The 14,445-nt window shown below is 36.4% G+C and carries 15 protein-coding genes and 1 riboswitch; of the genes, 13 read left to right on the top strand and 2 right to left on the bottom strand.

Annotated elements, in window-relative coordinates; all coding sequences use genetic code 11:
* The first annotated feature begins 63 nt into the window (after nt 1–63).
* The 12 genes from AB9L17_RS22390 (at nt 64) to AB9L17_RS22335 (ending at nt 11,413) form a co-directional block, all read left to right on the top strand.
* On the top strand, nt 64–573 hold the full coding sequence (locus tag AB9L17_RS22390) for an RNA polymerase sigma factor (RefSeq protein ID WP_175401819.1): 510 nt from the start codon (nt 64–66) through the stop codon (nt 571–573).
* The gene (locus AB9L17_RS22385; protein ID WP_068986446.1) at nt 573–1,106 is read left to right on the top strand and encodes a hypothetical protein; all 534 of its coding nucleotides are present in this window, start codon (nt 573–575) and stop codon (nt 1,104–1,106) included. The genes AB9L17_RS22390 and AB9L17_RS22385 overlap by 1 nt, the downstream gene beginning before the upstream one ends.
* The gene (locus tag AB9L17_RS22380; RefSeq protein WP_068986445.1) at nt 1,106–1,663 is read left to right on the top strand and encodes a hypothetical protein; all 558 of its coding nucleotides are present in this window, start codon (nt 1,106–1,108) and stop codon (nt 1,661–1,663) included. Before AB9L17_RS22385 ends, AB9L17_RS22380 begins: the two co-directional genes overlap by 1 nt.
* 223 nt (nt 1,664–1,886) lie before the next feature.
* Nucleotides 1,887–3,176, top strand: a complete 1,290-nt coding sequence (locus tag AB9L17_RS22375) for a glycoside hydrolase family 18 protein (RefSeq protein ID WP_068986444.1) — start codon at nt 1,887–1,889, stop codon at nt 3,174–3,176.
* Between the two features lie 134 nt (nt 3,177–3,310).
* Complete coding sequence (locus AB9L17_RS22370) at nt 3,311–5,533, top strand: YcdB/YcdC domain-containing protein (protein ID WP_068986443.1); 2,223 nt, start codon at nt 3,311–3,313, stop codon at nt 5,531–5,533.
* A gap of 100 nt (nt 5,534–5,633) precedes the next feature.
* Complete coding sequence (locus AB9L17_RS22365) at nt 5,634–6,098, top strand: YusW family protein (protein WP_068986442.1); 465 nt, start codon at nt 5,634–5,636, stop codon at nt 6,096–6,098.
* A gap of 166 nt (nt 6,099–6,264) precedes the next feature.
* The gene (locus AB9L17_RS22360) at nt 6,265–6,498 is read left to right on the top strand and encodes a MarR family transcriptional regulator (protein WP_068986441.1); all 234 of its coding nucleotides are present in this window, start codon (nt 6,265–6,267) and stop codon (nt 6,496–6,498) included.
* Between the two features lie 59 nt (nt 6,499–6,557).
* Nucleotides 6,558–7,541, top strand: coding sequence for a ring-cleaving dioxygenase (locus AB9L17_RS22355; protein ID WP_223555348.1), 984 nt, complete (start codon nt 6,558–6,560; stop codon nt 7,539–7,541).
* 76 nt (nt 7,542–7,617) lie between these two features.
* Nucleotides 7,618–8,235, top strand: a complete 618-nt coding sequence (locus AB9L17_RS22350) for a nitroreductase family protein (RefSeq protein ID WP_068986439.1) — start codon at nt 7,618–7,620, stop codon at nt 8,233–8,235.
* A 62-nt stretch (nt 8,236–8,297) separates the two neighbouring features.
* Nucleotides 8,298–8,840 (top strand): NADPH-dependent FMN reductase, encoded by a 543-nt coding sequence (locus AB9L17_RS22345; RefSeq protein ID WP_068986438.1) that lies wholly within the window; start codon nt 8,298–8,300, stop codon nt 8,838–8,840.
* Between the two features lie 518 nt (nt 8,841–9,358).
* On the top strand, nt 9,359–10,723 hold the full coding sequence (locus tag AB9L17_RS22340) for a sensor histidine kinase (RefSeq protein WP_139114491.1): 1,365 nt from the start codon (nt 9,359–9,361) through the stop codon (nt 10,721–10,723).
* A gap of 6 nt (nt 10,724–10,729) precedes the next feature.
* On the top strand, nt 10,730–11,413 hold the full coding sequence (locus AB9L17_RS22335; RefSeq protein WP_223555350.1) for a response regulator transcription factor: 684 nt from the start codon (nt 10,730–10,732) through the stop codon (nt 11,411–11,413).
* A 189-nt stretch (nt 11,414–11,602) separates the two neighbouring features.
* On the opposite strand, the gene AB9L17_RS22330 is transcribed toward AB9L17_RS22335, so the two are convergent.
* Nucleotides 11,603–12,187, bottom strand: coding sequence for a YdhK family protein (locus AB9L17_RS22330; protein WP_068986436.1), 585 nt, complete (start codon nt 12,185–12,187; stop codon nt 11,603–11,605).
* 126 nt (nt 12,188–12,313) lie between these two features.
* Nucleotides 12,314–12,910 carry a biotin transporter BioY gene (locus AB9L17_RS22325; RefSeq protein ID WP_068986435.1) on the bottom strand — a complete coding sequence of 199 codons (597 nt, stop codon included), beginning with the start codon at nt 12,908–12,910 and terminating at the stop codon, nt 12,314–12,316.
* Between the two features lie 172 nt (nt 12,911–13,082).
* A riboswitch (cobalamin riboswitch) is annotated at nt 13,083–13,241 on the top strand.
* A gap of 154 nt (nt 13,242–13,395) precedes the next feature.
* Between AB9L17_RS22325 and AB9L17_RS22320 the strand changes: the two genes are divergently transcribed.
* Nucleotides 13,396–14,442 carry a FecCD family ABC transporter permease gene (locus AB9L17_RS22320; protein ID WP_068986434.1) on the top strand — a complete coding sequence of 349 codons (1,047 nt, stop codon included), beginning with the start codon at nt 13,396–13,398 and terminating at the stop codon, nt 14,440–14,442.
* Nucleotides 14,443–14,445: the final 3 nt, after the last annotated feature.

Below are 14,445 nucleotides of genomic sequence, written 5' to 3'. Positions count from 1 at the left end.
AAAAGTGTAACAAATAAATTGTTGCGACGACTTATTTGTGAGTGTAGAAAGTGGGGTGAAGTTTTGCATAAGGATATATCGAAAATAGAACATTTGTACGATTGTTATTATCGTGATGTGTATCATTTTGCGCTTTATTATACAAATAGCAAGCAAGAGGCAGAGGATATTACGCAAGAAACGTTTTTTAAAGTGATGAAGCAGTTAGATCATTTAAAGGATAAAGATAAAGTAAAAACTTGGATCATATCAATTGCACGAAATACAGCAGTAGACATACATAGAAGGCAGAAAATAAAACGTCTATTAATAGAAAAACTTAGCTGGCAGCCTGGGTTAAAGGAAGTTCCTGAGCCTCTAGAAATGGTAGAACTACATGAACAATGGGAAACAGTACAAGAGGCACTAATGACGTTAAAATCACATGATCGAACAATCATTATTTGCCGAATGTTAAAAGACTACACTATTCAGGAAACAGCTGCAATTTTGGGTATCTCGGAAGTCAAAGTGCGCGTTGATTTTCACCGAGCCCTGGCAAGACTTCGAAAAAAGGTAGGGAGGGATGATTGATGGACGAACGTGATTACGAGTTATTTGACGCATTAAAAAAACGCCCTGATAAAGATCCGGATGTAGATTTCTCCAATCAATTGCGTAGAGAGCTACAAAAGAGTCATATAAAGAAAACAAAACGATTTACTGTTGCAACGATCCTAACCGTTCCTGTGACATTAGCCGTTCTTCTATTTGTCTTCATGATTGGTGGAGGGCAATCGTTCGAACTGAAAAATGCAGCACAGTTAACCATCAATCAGGAGAAAAACTTTACACATCTAGTAGTCATTTTTCTATTGCTTGCGCTCTTGTTGTTTATTTTGTTCGTTTATTATAAAGGGCTTACGAGGGGAAAACTTGTCTACATGACGTTCGCATTGTCTTTCTTGACATTTGTTGGGAACCTAGTATATGCAGAGAAACAAAACATAGATGAACCTATTGTGCAACCAAGTTATAGTGAATCCTATGATAGTAAACAAGATCATATAGATGAAATTCAACAGGATAACTATTTGATGAAAACAACAGAGGGAGGCATAAAATAATGAAAAAGCCTTACGAACATTTATTTAACGGTGTGTGCTGTGTTTTTATAGATTTAAGTTTTTTTGGCTTACCAGATATCTATCCAGATTTTATTGGCTATTTATTTTTTGCATATGGTATCCACTTACTGCCATCATTTCATAATTTAAAGCGTTGGTCGAAAAATTTCGCCATTATTTTAGCCGTATTATCTTTTTTTGTGGAGTTAGATCAATGGCTAGGTTATAAGATGCTAGGGGAAATTGGGGTACAGTTTATGCAATTTTTATTCATCGTCTTTATGTACGTTGTTTTCCAGTTATTATTGCACATTCATAAAAATAAACCTTTAGAAGCTAAAACATTTAAAACATATCAAAAGTTTATAGCATTTATGCTTTGTGGCTTTGTCATACAGTCATTTTCAATAAATATTGATGCAAGTATGCGAGAAAATGTTCATTTTATAGGTTATGTACCACAGTTACTTGCTTATTTCTTTTTTCTATTCTATTTTCGAGCGTGTCATAAATACTATAAAGAAATCAATGAAAACAAGGTCCCTTCGCTGAAATAAGGGAAATCAAAGCATTCGATGCGTCTATATGCAACGAATGCTTTTTTGTTTATCAATTTTATTAGAAGCAAATAACCGAATAAAGCTATTTCCATTGTCATAAGATTAATTGGTATTGTCCGGTTCATTGCAAAAGATGTTTATTTTTAAAATACTCGGGTAAATGTAATTTAAGTATGACTGTAATGAATCGACAGTTTAATATTTCAAAGGAGGCACTGACATTCAAATACATGTTGTACGAGCAGGGGATTCTGTCTGGGGGATTGCGCAGGCTTATGGGACGACAGTTCAGAAAATTGTAGATGCCAATCAAATTCCTGAACCCAATCGATTAGTTGTAGGGCAAGCTCTTGTGATTCCAATTGTCGGGAGCTTTTATTATGTGCAGCCAGGGGATAGTCTTTGGACTATTAGCCAACGCTTTGGCATCAATTATTTAACGCTCGCACAAGTAAACGGTATTAACCCGAATCAACCTTTATCAGTGGGTCTGAGACTTTATATTCCACCTCAACCAAAAACAAGAGCTGAAACATTGGCGTATTTAGAGCCGAGAGGGGCATCCGTTAGTGAACCATTATTGAATCAGGCAAGAGAAGCGGGTCCATTTTTAACTTATCTTGCTTTGTTTAGCTATGAGGCAAGACGAGATGGGACGCTTAAGAGACCGCCAAGTCAAGGTGTACCGCAAATTGCTAATGATACAGGAGCTTCTCTAGCAATGGTTGTCTCAAATTTGGAGGATTTTACTTTTAGTGGTGAGTTAGCAAGAGATATTTTTCAAAGTACAGCAGTACAGGATTTGCTCTTCGATAATATTCTTGAAGAGGCAAAGCGATTAGGAAACGTTAAAGATATACATTTCGATTTTGAGCATTTGCCGGGCGATCAACGCGAGGCGTATAACAATTTTTTAAGGAGAGCTGTGAACCGATTCCATCCACAAGGCTATACAGTATCGACAGCGCTCGCTCCCAAAACAAGTGCTAGTGAGCGAGGTCCGTGGACTGAGGCACATGATTATAAGGCACATGGCGAAATAGTCGATTTTGTTATGCTAATGACTTATGAATGGGGATATTCTGCCGGGCCTCCTATGGCAGTGTCGCCACTTCCAGAGGTAGAGGAGGTTGTAAAATATGCAGTAAGTGAAATACCTCGGAACAAAATTTTACTAGGACAAAATTTATATGGCTATGACTGGACGCTGCCCTTTGTACAAGGGGGGCCATATGCAAAAGCAGTTAGTCCACAAGCAGCTATCGAGATTGCTAAGAAATATAATGCCGCTATTCAGTATGATTTGAGATCTCAGGCACCTTTCTTTGAATACTATGATGAGCAAGGTAAAGCACATATCGTATGGTTCGAGGATGCAAGATCCATTCAGGCGAAGTTCAATTTAATCAAACAGTACAAACTTCGAGGAGTAGGCTATTGGAAGTTGGGTCTACCATTCCCGCAAAATTGGTTATTAATTGGATCGAATTTTGATGTGGTGAAGAAATGAGAAGCTTTAGGAGATATAGAAATCGCGAGTTGCCCAATCTATTTTCTTCAAAGTGGAAAAAATCTGTAAATATCATTTCTATTTTTGGTAATGTATATTATAATTATGGTAAATAGTATTTTAGGAGGGATATTTTGGGTAAGTTTAAAAAATTAGGTATTATACTAACGTCTACAGCATTTTCTGTTGGGGTACTTTCTCCAATGGCACAGGCTTCTGCAAATGTTAAGGAATCTCCAGAAAGAGTTGCAATTCAAGTAGATTCAAAAGAAACTAAAGTAACAAAAAGTATGCTTGTTAAGCAAGTGCAGACACTGTTTGGAGATAAATTTAATTTTGTCACAGAAAATGATTTCGACATGGGACAAGGGCATTACTATAGTGATGATAAAACGGTACGCTATGATTTAAGCTTCCATAAGAAAGTCAATGGCAAAGACGTTTTTGGTGGTTTTACTTTTAAAGGCGACAATTTAGAATTAGAACACTTCTACTATCAACCTGCTAATGTAGCGGATGCAATTTATCCTGCTAAATATTCAAAGGCTGATGCAAAAAAAGTTGCTGAAGATTTCCTAAAGAAAATGCCTAATACTGCTAATTACAAACTTCGTGAAGATTTAGGGAATGATGATTTTTATTTCAGTAGACCGATAACTGAACCAATTTCGTATTCATTCGCTTATTCGCCAACTCATAATGGTGTGCCATTTAGTGACGAGAATATGCATATTGAAGTTCTAGCAAATGGTGAAGTTGTGAGTATGTATCGTAATACTGAGTCAACTAGTAAATCAACATTTGACAGCTTAGAACAGAAAAAGAGTGAGGCAGACATACTTGCACAGATTCGCGAAAACTTGTCAGTAGAGTTACGTTATTTTATTGACTATAACTACCAATCAGAAGAAGCAATTGCTAAGCTTGTGTACATGCCTTCTAGCTTCATGGGTGTAAATGCTTTAAATGGACAATGGCAAACAACAAATGGTTTTACTTCACAAGTACCAAAAACAAAAGGTGTTGAAAAACTTTCAGCACAACCGCTTGAGCCTAGAAAGAAGAACATGACAGTAGCTGAAGTTGAAGAGTTAGCAAAGTCTCTCTTAAAAGTTGATTCAGACAAAGTAAAGCTACGAATTGAAGCGATTGATGAAAGAGAAAATGAAAATGGCGAGACAATTTATTCAGTAAATTACATGTATGATTATGGAAATCATGGCTCAGGCTCATCAATTGAAGTGAACAAAGCAACAGGTGAGATTGTAAACTTCTGGAATATGGGTAATGAATTCTTTGAGATGAATGATAAAGTAGAGCCAATCTCAAAAGATGCTGCGTTAGCAAAGGCAATTGGCTATTTAAAAGAGTTCGCTCCGTCACATCTTCATAACTATTCAAAACCACTAGAAGATCCAATGTATGATAAAGATAGTAAGCAATATAACTTCTCGTTCCCACGTATTGTTAATGGCATTGCTGTAATGGGGGATGAAATTTCTGTTGCTATTAATGCAGATGGGAAATTAGGTGCTTTACATGTTAATAATCAAAAGATTGATAATTGGCCATCTGTAAACAAGGCTATTTCTACTGATAAAGCAAAAACAATGTTCAGTGATGGGCTAAAACTAAATCTGCAGTATTCAAAACAGGATGGAGAGGATAATAACCACTATAATTTAGTATACTCTCCAGTTTATAATGGAATCCTATTCAATAGTATTGATGCAACAACTGGCGAATGGCTACTGAAAGCGGATGATTCTAAAGAAAAACCAGCTATTTCACATCCAACAGCTGGAGAAGAACTAACTTATTTACTACGCCAAAATGTGTTAGACGTTAAAGATCCAGCAAACTTTAATGCTGATGCAGCTGTAACAAAGGGAGAAGCTTTGAAAATATTAGTAAAATCATTATCATACGGATACTTTGAGTATGGTCCTTATGGTAGCGACAACGATAAGCAATCCTTTAATAATATTGACAAAAAGCATCCATTATATGAAACTGTTGAACAAGCTGTAAGAATGGGTATGTTACAACCTGCGGATAAATTTGAAGTTGATGCAACATTGACTCGTCAAGAGCTGGCACAATGGTTAGTACGTGCACTAGATTTAGAAAAAGCAGCAAAACATAGTGACATTTATAAATTAAACTTCACTGATGCAGGCACAATTGATTCAGCGCATGCAGGCTATGTTGCTTTAGTAAGCGCAATGGGGCTAATGGATGCACAGCAAAATAAATTTAATGCTACTGAGAAAGTGACATATGCAGATTTAGCTGTTTCAACAGTTCGTTTAGCAAAAGCAGTTAATGAAAATAACAGCAGTCGTAATTACTGGTAATCGATAATGAAAAGGGTATCTCCTAATTAAGTTGGGGATACTCTTTTTAGTTTGTTTATAGGCGATTATGGAAATAATAGTTGAAGAAAGGAGTGCCAAGATGAGAATGAAATTATGGTTAGTTGTTTCGTTAATGACAGTCATACTTTATGGTTGTACCAAGGAAAAAGTTCAAGACGTCCCTGCTAATGCTCCAACTAAACAAAATACAGGACAGCAGGTGAGCGATACTGCTACTGAACAAATAACGTTTAATTTTTTGGAACTTTCATTGGATGTTGATTATTCTGCAACGGATTCTTATGAGGTGGAATATGAAAATAAAAAATCCGGCATAGAGGCGAGACTAAAGGATGAACGTAAGAATGAAAAGCTTCAAGGTGATGCTGCTTATACAAAATTAGAACCATTGTTCAAGCAACTGACATTTGATTCTACTACACCGAATGATGAGGTAATAGACCAAGTAATCTCAGTATTTCATATTACTGAAGACTTCCAATCGATTGAGGTTGAAGTTGAGTTTGCTGATGGTAATGAAAAGGAATTTAAACGAATTAAATAACAAAACTTCGTTGCATTTATAATATGAAGAGCTAGTTAACACTATAATTACTGGCTCTTTTAATTTCGCTAGGATGATCGTCTCCCATAAGGGCACGAATAAATGAGCCAACATTGTACTATAGGAGATAACAGTAATACAAAAGATTTGCTGTTAAGAAGTCTATATGATATTATTATCTCGAATTAAAGATAATTGGTTTGATAAGCTCGAACAAAAAGGCTTTGTGTCTCGACATGCTTGCCCGAAGGATCGTCGTGTCACATATGATTTATTAACATATGAAGGAAATACTTTATGGAAGAAATATTTCCAAAGCATGAACAAAAAATTTAAAGTATTAGATCAACTAGAGATGGAAACAATGATTCTGTCTTTGAAAAAGGTTGGCTTGGAATAAAATAATAAAAAATTTTTACGTAAATATCTCGAATTCGAGATAAATAGGAGGAATATAGAATGAACCATTTAAAAGGAATTCATCACGTTACTGCTATTACAAGTAGTGCAGAAGAGAATTATAAATTTTTTACTCATGTATTAGGCATGCGATTAGTGAAAAAAACGGTTAATCAGGATGATATCCAAACATATCATTTATTCTTTGCAGATGATAAAGGAAGTGCTGGCACAGATATGACTTTCTTTGACTTCCCGAACATTCAAAAAGGTGTACATGGAACAAACGAAATTTCAAAAACATCATTCCGAGTTCCGACAGATGTTGCATTGGACTATTGGCTAAAACGATTTGATCGATTAAATATTAAACATACAGGTATTAAAGAACAGTTTGGTAAGAAAACTTTATCTTTCGTCGATTTTGACGATCAGCAATATCAACTGATCTCTGATGAAAATAATACAGGTGTTGCGTCAGGTACACCATGGCAAGATGGGCCGATACCACTTGAATATGCGATTACAGGCTTAGGTCCGGTTTTTGTTAGAGTTGCTAACTTTAAACATTTCAAAGAGGTGCTAGAGAAGGTGATGCTCTTTACAGAAATTGCGGAGGAAGGAGATTTCCATCTATTTGAGGTTGGAGAAGGCGGAAATGGTGCGCAAATGGTTGTAGAATTTAACACAGTTTTACCAGTAGCTCGACAAGGCTTCGGTACAGTGCACCATGCAGCATTCCGCGTAGAGAATCGTGCTGTATTAGATGAATGGACTGAACGATTTGAAAGCTTTGGTTTCCATACTTCTGGTTACGTAAATCGACACTTCTTTGAATCACTTTATGCACGAGTAGCACCACAAATTTTATTCGAGTTAGCTACTGATGGCCCAGGATTTATGGGAGATGAGCCGTATGAAACTTTAGGTGAAAAATTATCGTTACCACCATTTTTAGAGCCAAAGCGTGCGCAAATCGAAGAGCTTGTTCGCCCTATTGACACTGTAAGAAGTGCTATTACGTTCGATAAAGAATATGAGTAATGCTTTTAATCCCATTCAGTAGAGAAATATAAGTCTCTACTGAATGGAAATTACATACTCTTAGGAGGTCAGCTGGATGGAATTTGCAAAGCTAATAGATAAGCGCCGATCAGCAAATAATTTTATAGAGGGCATCAAGATGAGTGAAGAAGATATACGTCCCATTTTGGAGGATGTAAAGCTTGTTCCATCCGCCTTTAATTTACAACATGCCAATTATATCGTTGTATTAGATGAAGAAAAAAAAGAAAAAGTACGAGAAGCAGCATACGGGCAATATAAAGTGCATTCAGCCTCAGCGGTTATACTTGTATTAGGAGATAAAGAAGCCTATAAAAATACTGCTAACCTTAATCAAGGAATGGTTGACTTAGGCATTATTAACGCTTGTGAATTAGAAAATATCGTTAATGAAAACGCTAAATTTTATGAAGAACGTGGCGAGGAATTTATGAAGGAGGAAGCCATTCGTAACGCTTCACTTTCAGCTATGTTATTTATGCTAGCAGCCAAAAATCGCGGATGGGATACATGCCCAATGATCGGCTTTGATCAGCAACAAATGAGAGCTCTTTTTAATGTCCCAGAAACACATGAAATTGCATTAATGATGACAATAGGTAAGGAAAAAGAAAGCAGTCGCCGCCTACGTGGTTATCGAAAACCAGTTGAAGAATTTGCAACCTATTATTAGGTCGGTATACAATGAAATTGATTTACAAATAAAGAATTTTTTCACATTGGGGAGGAAACGTCTTGAAAGTAGTTGCAATCGTAGGTAGTATCCGTAAAGAATCTTATAATATGCAATTAGCAAAATTTATTGAAAAGCGTTATGCAGGGAAATTTGATCTTGAAGTATTAAGTTTAAAGGATTTACCTATGTATAACCAAGATATTGAAAATGAAGCACCACAAATAGTACTTGATTTTAAAGCACAAGTAAAAGCGGCGGATGCAGTTCTTTGGGTGACACCAGAGTATAATGGAACTGTGCCGGGTGTAATGGTTAACGCAATCGATTGGTTATCCCGTGTGGACAAAGTAATGATTGGCAAGCCATCATTCATGATGGGGGCATCAATGGGTAACTTAGGTACTGTTAAAGCACAATTACATTTACGAGATATTTTATTCTCACCTGGTGTTAATTCACCATTACTTAGCGGTAATGATGTTTATATTGGTGCAGTACACACTAAGTTTGATGGAGAAGGCAATTTAACAGATGAGGGTACTGTCAAATTCCTTGATGTAGTTATTGATAACTTCTTAAACTGGATGAAAAAATACATTTAAAGATAAGAAGAAGCTGGGATATAACTGGTCAAAACCTTAAAAAGCGTGAGAAATCAATTTTAGAAACGTTGATTTCTCGCGCTTTTCTGATGTGAAATATTGTAATTTTGCTTTGAAAATATACTTATGTCCCCGCCTCTGAGTATTGATAAACACAATGGTCAAGGGAATTTTTTTGAATGTTGTGGCGCTTTACATGAGGGTGATTTCCGTTCTATGCTACTCGTTTACCTGTAGGTGAGCGTCGGGCTGCTTCCTCCGCTTATGTTGTTGCAGTCGCTACTCTTTCACACAGATAAACATTATTGCTGAAGTTTTGTTTTATCATTATGAATTAGAGTGACATGCGATAAGATACATACTATATGAAGTGGTTGATTTCCGTTCCGGCTGGACGCCCCAAGGAAAGCGCCCAGCCGGAACGGAAATCAACCTCTCGTTTTATAAGATTTATTTCTGCATGAAATCTTCACACTTTAACGTTATACTTTTATGAAATCCTAAATTGGTGGTTAGAGATGAAAAAACTTTCATTTAAGCTAGGAATAATCTTTTTTATCACATTATTTTGTATTGAAACATTTATGATGTTATTTTTACATGCTTCTTTAACCAATTCTAGAGTTGAAGAGGAATTAACGAGCTTGCAGGCAAGGGGAAATTCGCATCGAACAATATTAGAGCGAAATTTCGAGAAGGAAACATTAGCTCACGTAGTATTAATGGAATCAAAAGAAAATACAGATGTTGTTATTACAGATAAGACTGGGAAAATATTAGCTGCTTCACATCCACATCCTGAAATACAAGCTTATATTAAAAATTCCGAAGATAATGTTCCTTATAATGGTAAGGTTTTGCAGGGGGATTGGCAGGAGGAAAAATATATTTCCACAATTAGCCCTATCCAAAAACAGCAAACGACAATTGGATATGTTTTTATGTTTCAAAATACAGATTCCATCCATGCATTAATGGAACGATTAAATAGACATTTTCTAATTGTAGGTATTATTTCAGGAGTGGTGACCATTGCAGTCATTATTGTTCTGTCTAGAAAGCTTGCCTTTCCATTAGTTCAGATGAAAGAAGCGACTTTGAAAATGAGTAAAGGGGATTTTACAGTGGCCCTTTCTACGAATGGTAAAGATGAACTAAGTGATCTTTCTAATGCAATACAGCTTTTATCAGATGATTTACATCATTTAAGAGAGGAAAGAAAGGAGTTTTTATCAAGTATTGCCCATGAGCTTAGAACACCATTAACGTTTATAAAAGGCTATACAGATATTCTCTATAAACGTGATTTAACGGAGCGGGATCGCCAAAAGTATTTAGGTATTATTATAGAAGAGACCAATCGACTTTCTCGTTTAATAAAAGACTTATTTGATTTAGCAAAAATGGATGAAAACTCTTTTGTTATTGACAAAGAAAGTCTTCATTTGGATAAGTTTTTAGCCAATATTGAGACAAAGTTGAGCCCTGCTTTTCAGGAAAAACAAATACACTTTTTTGTTCAATGTGAAGAGGGATTAACATTAATGGCTGATTCGGCAAGACTTGAACAAATTATTTTAAATCTTTTAAATAACGCATTAACTTATTGTTCCTCAGGAGATTCAACTTCCATAATTGTAAAAAGACACAGTCGCTATTTACAAATTAGCATAAAGGATACTGGAAAAGGGATTCCGAAGAAGGACTTACCTTATATTTTTGAACGCTTTTATAGAGTAGAAAAATCTCGTACGCGTGCTCTTGGGGGTTCAGGTTTAGGCCTTGCTATTGTTAAAGAGCTTGTACATGCACATGGAGGAGAAGTAACCGTTTTTAGTGAGGAAAATAAAGGGACTACTTTTGAATTATTGTTTAAGGAGTAGGAACGAATGAAAACAATATTATTAATTGATGATGAACCTAGGATGTTAGATTTACTAATCCTTTACTTAGAGCCTACGTTTCATTGTAAAGCAATGTCATCAGCTAAAGATGCTCTAGTTTATTTAGAGGAAAATCATGTAGACTTAGTGCTGTTAGATATCATGATGCCAGAGATGGATGGCTGGCAAGCTTGTCAGGAAATAAGGAAGTTTTGGGATGTACCAGTGATAATGCTAACAGCAAAAGGGGAACAGGCTGATATTATAAATGGGTTAAATATTGGGGCAGACGACTATATTTTAAAGCCCTTCGATGAGGAAGAGTTACTAGCCCGTATAAATGCGGTATTAAGAAGAACGAAAGTTGAAGAAAAAGTTATTTTCTTTGAAGGGCTCCGTTTAAATAAAGAATCCTTTGAATTATCCTTTCAACAAGAGGCTATTTCTTTAACGCCGAAAGAATTTGCGATGTTAGCGTTATTTCTTGATTATCAAAATAAAGTATTTTCAAGGGAGCATCTCATCAGTACTGTTTGGGGTTATCATGTATCAATCGAAGATAGAACAATCGACTCACATGTCCGTAATTTACGAGAAAAATTAAGGAAAAGCGGTTTCCCGGCGGATGAATATTTACAGACTGTTTGGGGGATCGGATACAAATGGTACAGGTCAGTTAATAGAAAATAGAAGCTAGAAAAACCAATCTCTGACGATTCCGCAAAGATTGGTTTTTGTTATGAAGGAAACTATAGATTTTTTTGCCTGTTTAGAGCATAGTCGTCTAGGCTAAAGCGCAACATCCTTGAGGTTGCTTCACTCCCACGGACAAAAGTGGTGGAGCGTTATTTTTGCTTCGGGCTCTCTAGCGTTTAGTTCTTATTTTGCTTCTAGCTCTTCTTCTGTAACCCATTTATGATTTTTTACAGCCTCGCCATTTGTTGTAGACGTATAATCAATCATATAAACTGTCGTTTGTATTGCCTCATCGATATGGACAGTCGCATTTTCCATGCCTTCCATATGGGATGCATCGGTTTTGACTTCCGTACCCGGAGCTAATGGAGCCTCACCTTGATTTATCAATTCCTCATGAATAACCCACTTATGATTTTCTACGCGATTTTCACCTGTAGTTGGCTCATAGGAGATAATGTATGCTGTCGTATCATAAGCGCCAACAATCGTTGCTTCTGCGCCTTTCATACCTGCCATGTGTCCATCCGTGATAATGGCGATGCTTCCAACTGGAAACTTTGGATTTTCAGCATTTTTCAAAGTTGTTGGTACTGCGCCAGAGCTTGAATGGTTCATCGTGGAATGATCCATCTCTGTGCTATGTTCAGTTTCGATGTTATTTTTTGAATCGGCTTCTGACTTAGTTGTATCGGCAGAGCAAGCCGATAATGTTAGTAAAGCTACTGCTGCTATTAAGCCAATTGACCACTTTCTTTTGAATAACATATTATATTCCTCCTCACTATTTGCTCTTAATGTAGCAAATAAATGTGCAGAAATTGTGGACAGCATTCATATAGGATTCCTAAAACAAAAAGCCCTCTTTAGCATTAAACTAAAGAAGGGCTTACGTTATTTAACAGGAATTATTTTTACTATTTTTTGTAGACGGTATGCAAAAATACCGGCAAATATCGCTAAAATAATATCCTTTGGTAATGGAGGCATCATCCAAAGCCATGCCATCTTATAAGAAAAAGCTTCTGGAGCACTAGCCCATAACTTGTAGGCGAAGTACATCCAATTTGTCCCAAGTAAATAATTAATGGCTGTTGCAATTAAAGCAGCAATTACATAGCTTTTTTTCGTTCCACTGCGCTCTACAATAAGCCCTGCAACATATGCAGCTAATATAAAAGTAACAATAAAACCGAATGTAGGACTTAAAATTTGTCCAAAGCCCCCACTGAAACGTGCAAATACAGGGGCGCCTGCTAAACCTATGCACATATAAACAGTACAAGCGAGTGCACCTTTTCTACTGCCAAGAATAAGTCCTGCTAATATAGCAAAAAATGTTTGTAGCGTGATGGGTACGCCACCAACAACCATAAAAGGTACAAAGGAAGTAATATTAGCGCCAATCATCATCAATGTTGAAAATAGTCCAATATAAGCAATATCTACTGTTCTTAATTTGTGATGCGAGTGTTCCGCTACTGTTGTCATTATTTCACCCCTAATAAGTAATATTGATAATAATAGTGTAAAAAAATAAACATTTTGTGTCAACCTAATATTTTATATAGGTTAACACAAAATGTTTATCCTTCATAATTTGATAAATAATTACTAGTAATAGACTAACTATTAAAATATATGATAGAATCGTCATAATTTTAAAATATCAGATGCAAATGGTGTGACATCTTGTAAAAGTGTCACTTAAAAGGGAAGTCGGTGCAAATCCGACGCATTTAGGCCACTGTTCTAGAATGGGAAGGCAATCATAGGGACATTGATTCGAAGCCAGGAGACCTGCCAATTAGCGAATATCTGTAATGCCCACGAGGATGAAAGCGATTACGGACAATAGTAGAAGGGAATCTTTCTGACTTTGTTTAATCTAGGGTATTTCTATGCGTATTTTGCATGGAATACCCTTTTTTTATCTTCATTAAGTCTATTATTAATGATTAGGAGTTAATAAACAGATGAATAAAAAAATTATGCTACTATCAATGACTCTTCTTTTAGTACTAATCATTTCAATGACAATTGCCATAATGGTTGGATCGGTTTCTGTGACGCCAATTCACGTATGGAAGGTTATCCTTTCCAAAATACCAATTGTACAAAACTCAATCGAGCAAGATTGGAGTCGTTCACAGGAAATTATTATTTGGCAAATACGAGTTCCGCGTGTATTGCTCGCTGCTATTGTTGGAGCAGGGTTGGCAATTGCAGGAGCAGCTATTCAGGCTCTTGTCCGTAATTCAATTGCCGAACCATATATTTTAGGGATATCTTCTGGTGCAACGGTTGGGGCCACAGCTGTCATCATTTTAGGTGCTTTTTCATTTCTTGGCGTTTATGCTCTTTCCGTATCTGCATTTATAGGTTCTCTGACAGCAATGGCGTTAGTTTTCTTCTTAGCATGTGTTGGCGGTAGAGTTTCTGTCTTTCGACTTTTACTTTCAGGGATGGCGGTGTCGTTTATTTTATCTGCTATTTCAAATTTTATATTAATGACGTCGAAGCAAGAGGGCGGAATGAAGGCAGTTATGTTTTGGATGCTAGGAAGCTTAGCGGGTGCGAAGTGGAGTAATCTTTTAATTCCTACAGTTATTTTTATCGTGGTATTTGCCTTGTTATGGCTCCATTATCGAAGCTTAAATTTATTACTTCTTGGGGAAGAAGCAGCGGTTACATTAGGGGTTAACTTACAACAATTTCGAATACAGCTTATCTTATTAGTATCGTTATTAACGGGTGTGCTTGTCGCAGTAAGTGGTTCAATCGGATTTGTTGGCTTAATCATTCCGCATATTGTACGGCTGATCGTAGGTTCAAACCATAAATATGTCATACCGATTAGTGCTTTGTTTGGGGCGATTTTCTTAGTGTGGGCAGATGCACTTGCTCGGATTATAATTGCCCCTGAAGAAATGCCAATTGGAATTATCACAGCTTTTTGTGGAGGGCCGTTTTTCATTTGGCTACTACGTCGTAACAATTATTCTTTCGGTGAAGGGGATTAAAGC

Source organism: Lysinibacillus sp. RS11 (genome assembly GCF_042019215.1).
In the GTDB taxonomy this organism is placed as follows: Bacteria; Bacillota; Bacilli; order Bacillales_A; family Planococcaceae; genus Lysinibacillus; species Lysinibacillus xylanilyticus_A.
Note: the sequence above shows the minus strand (reverse complement) of the source record. Positions and strands in the feature narration are given on the sequence as shown.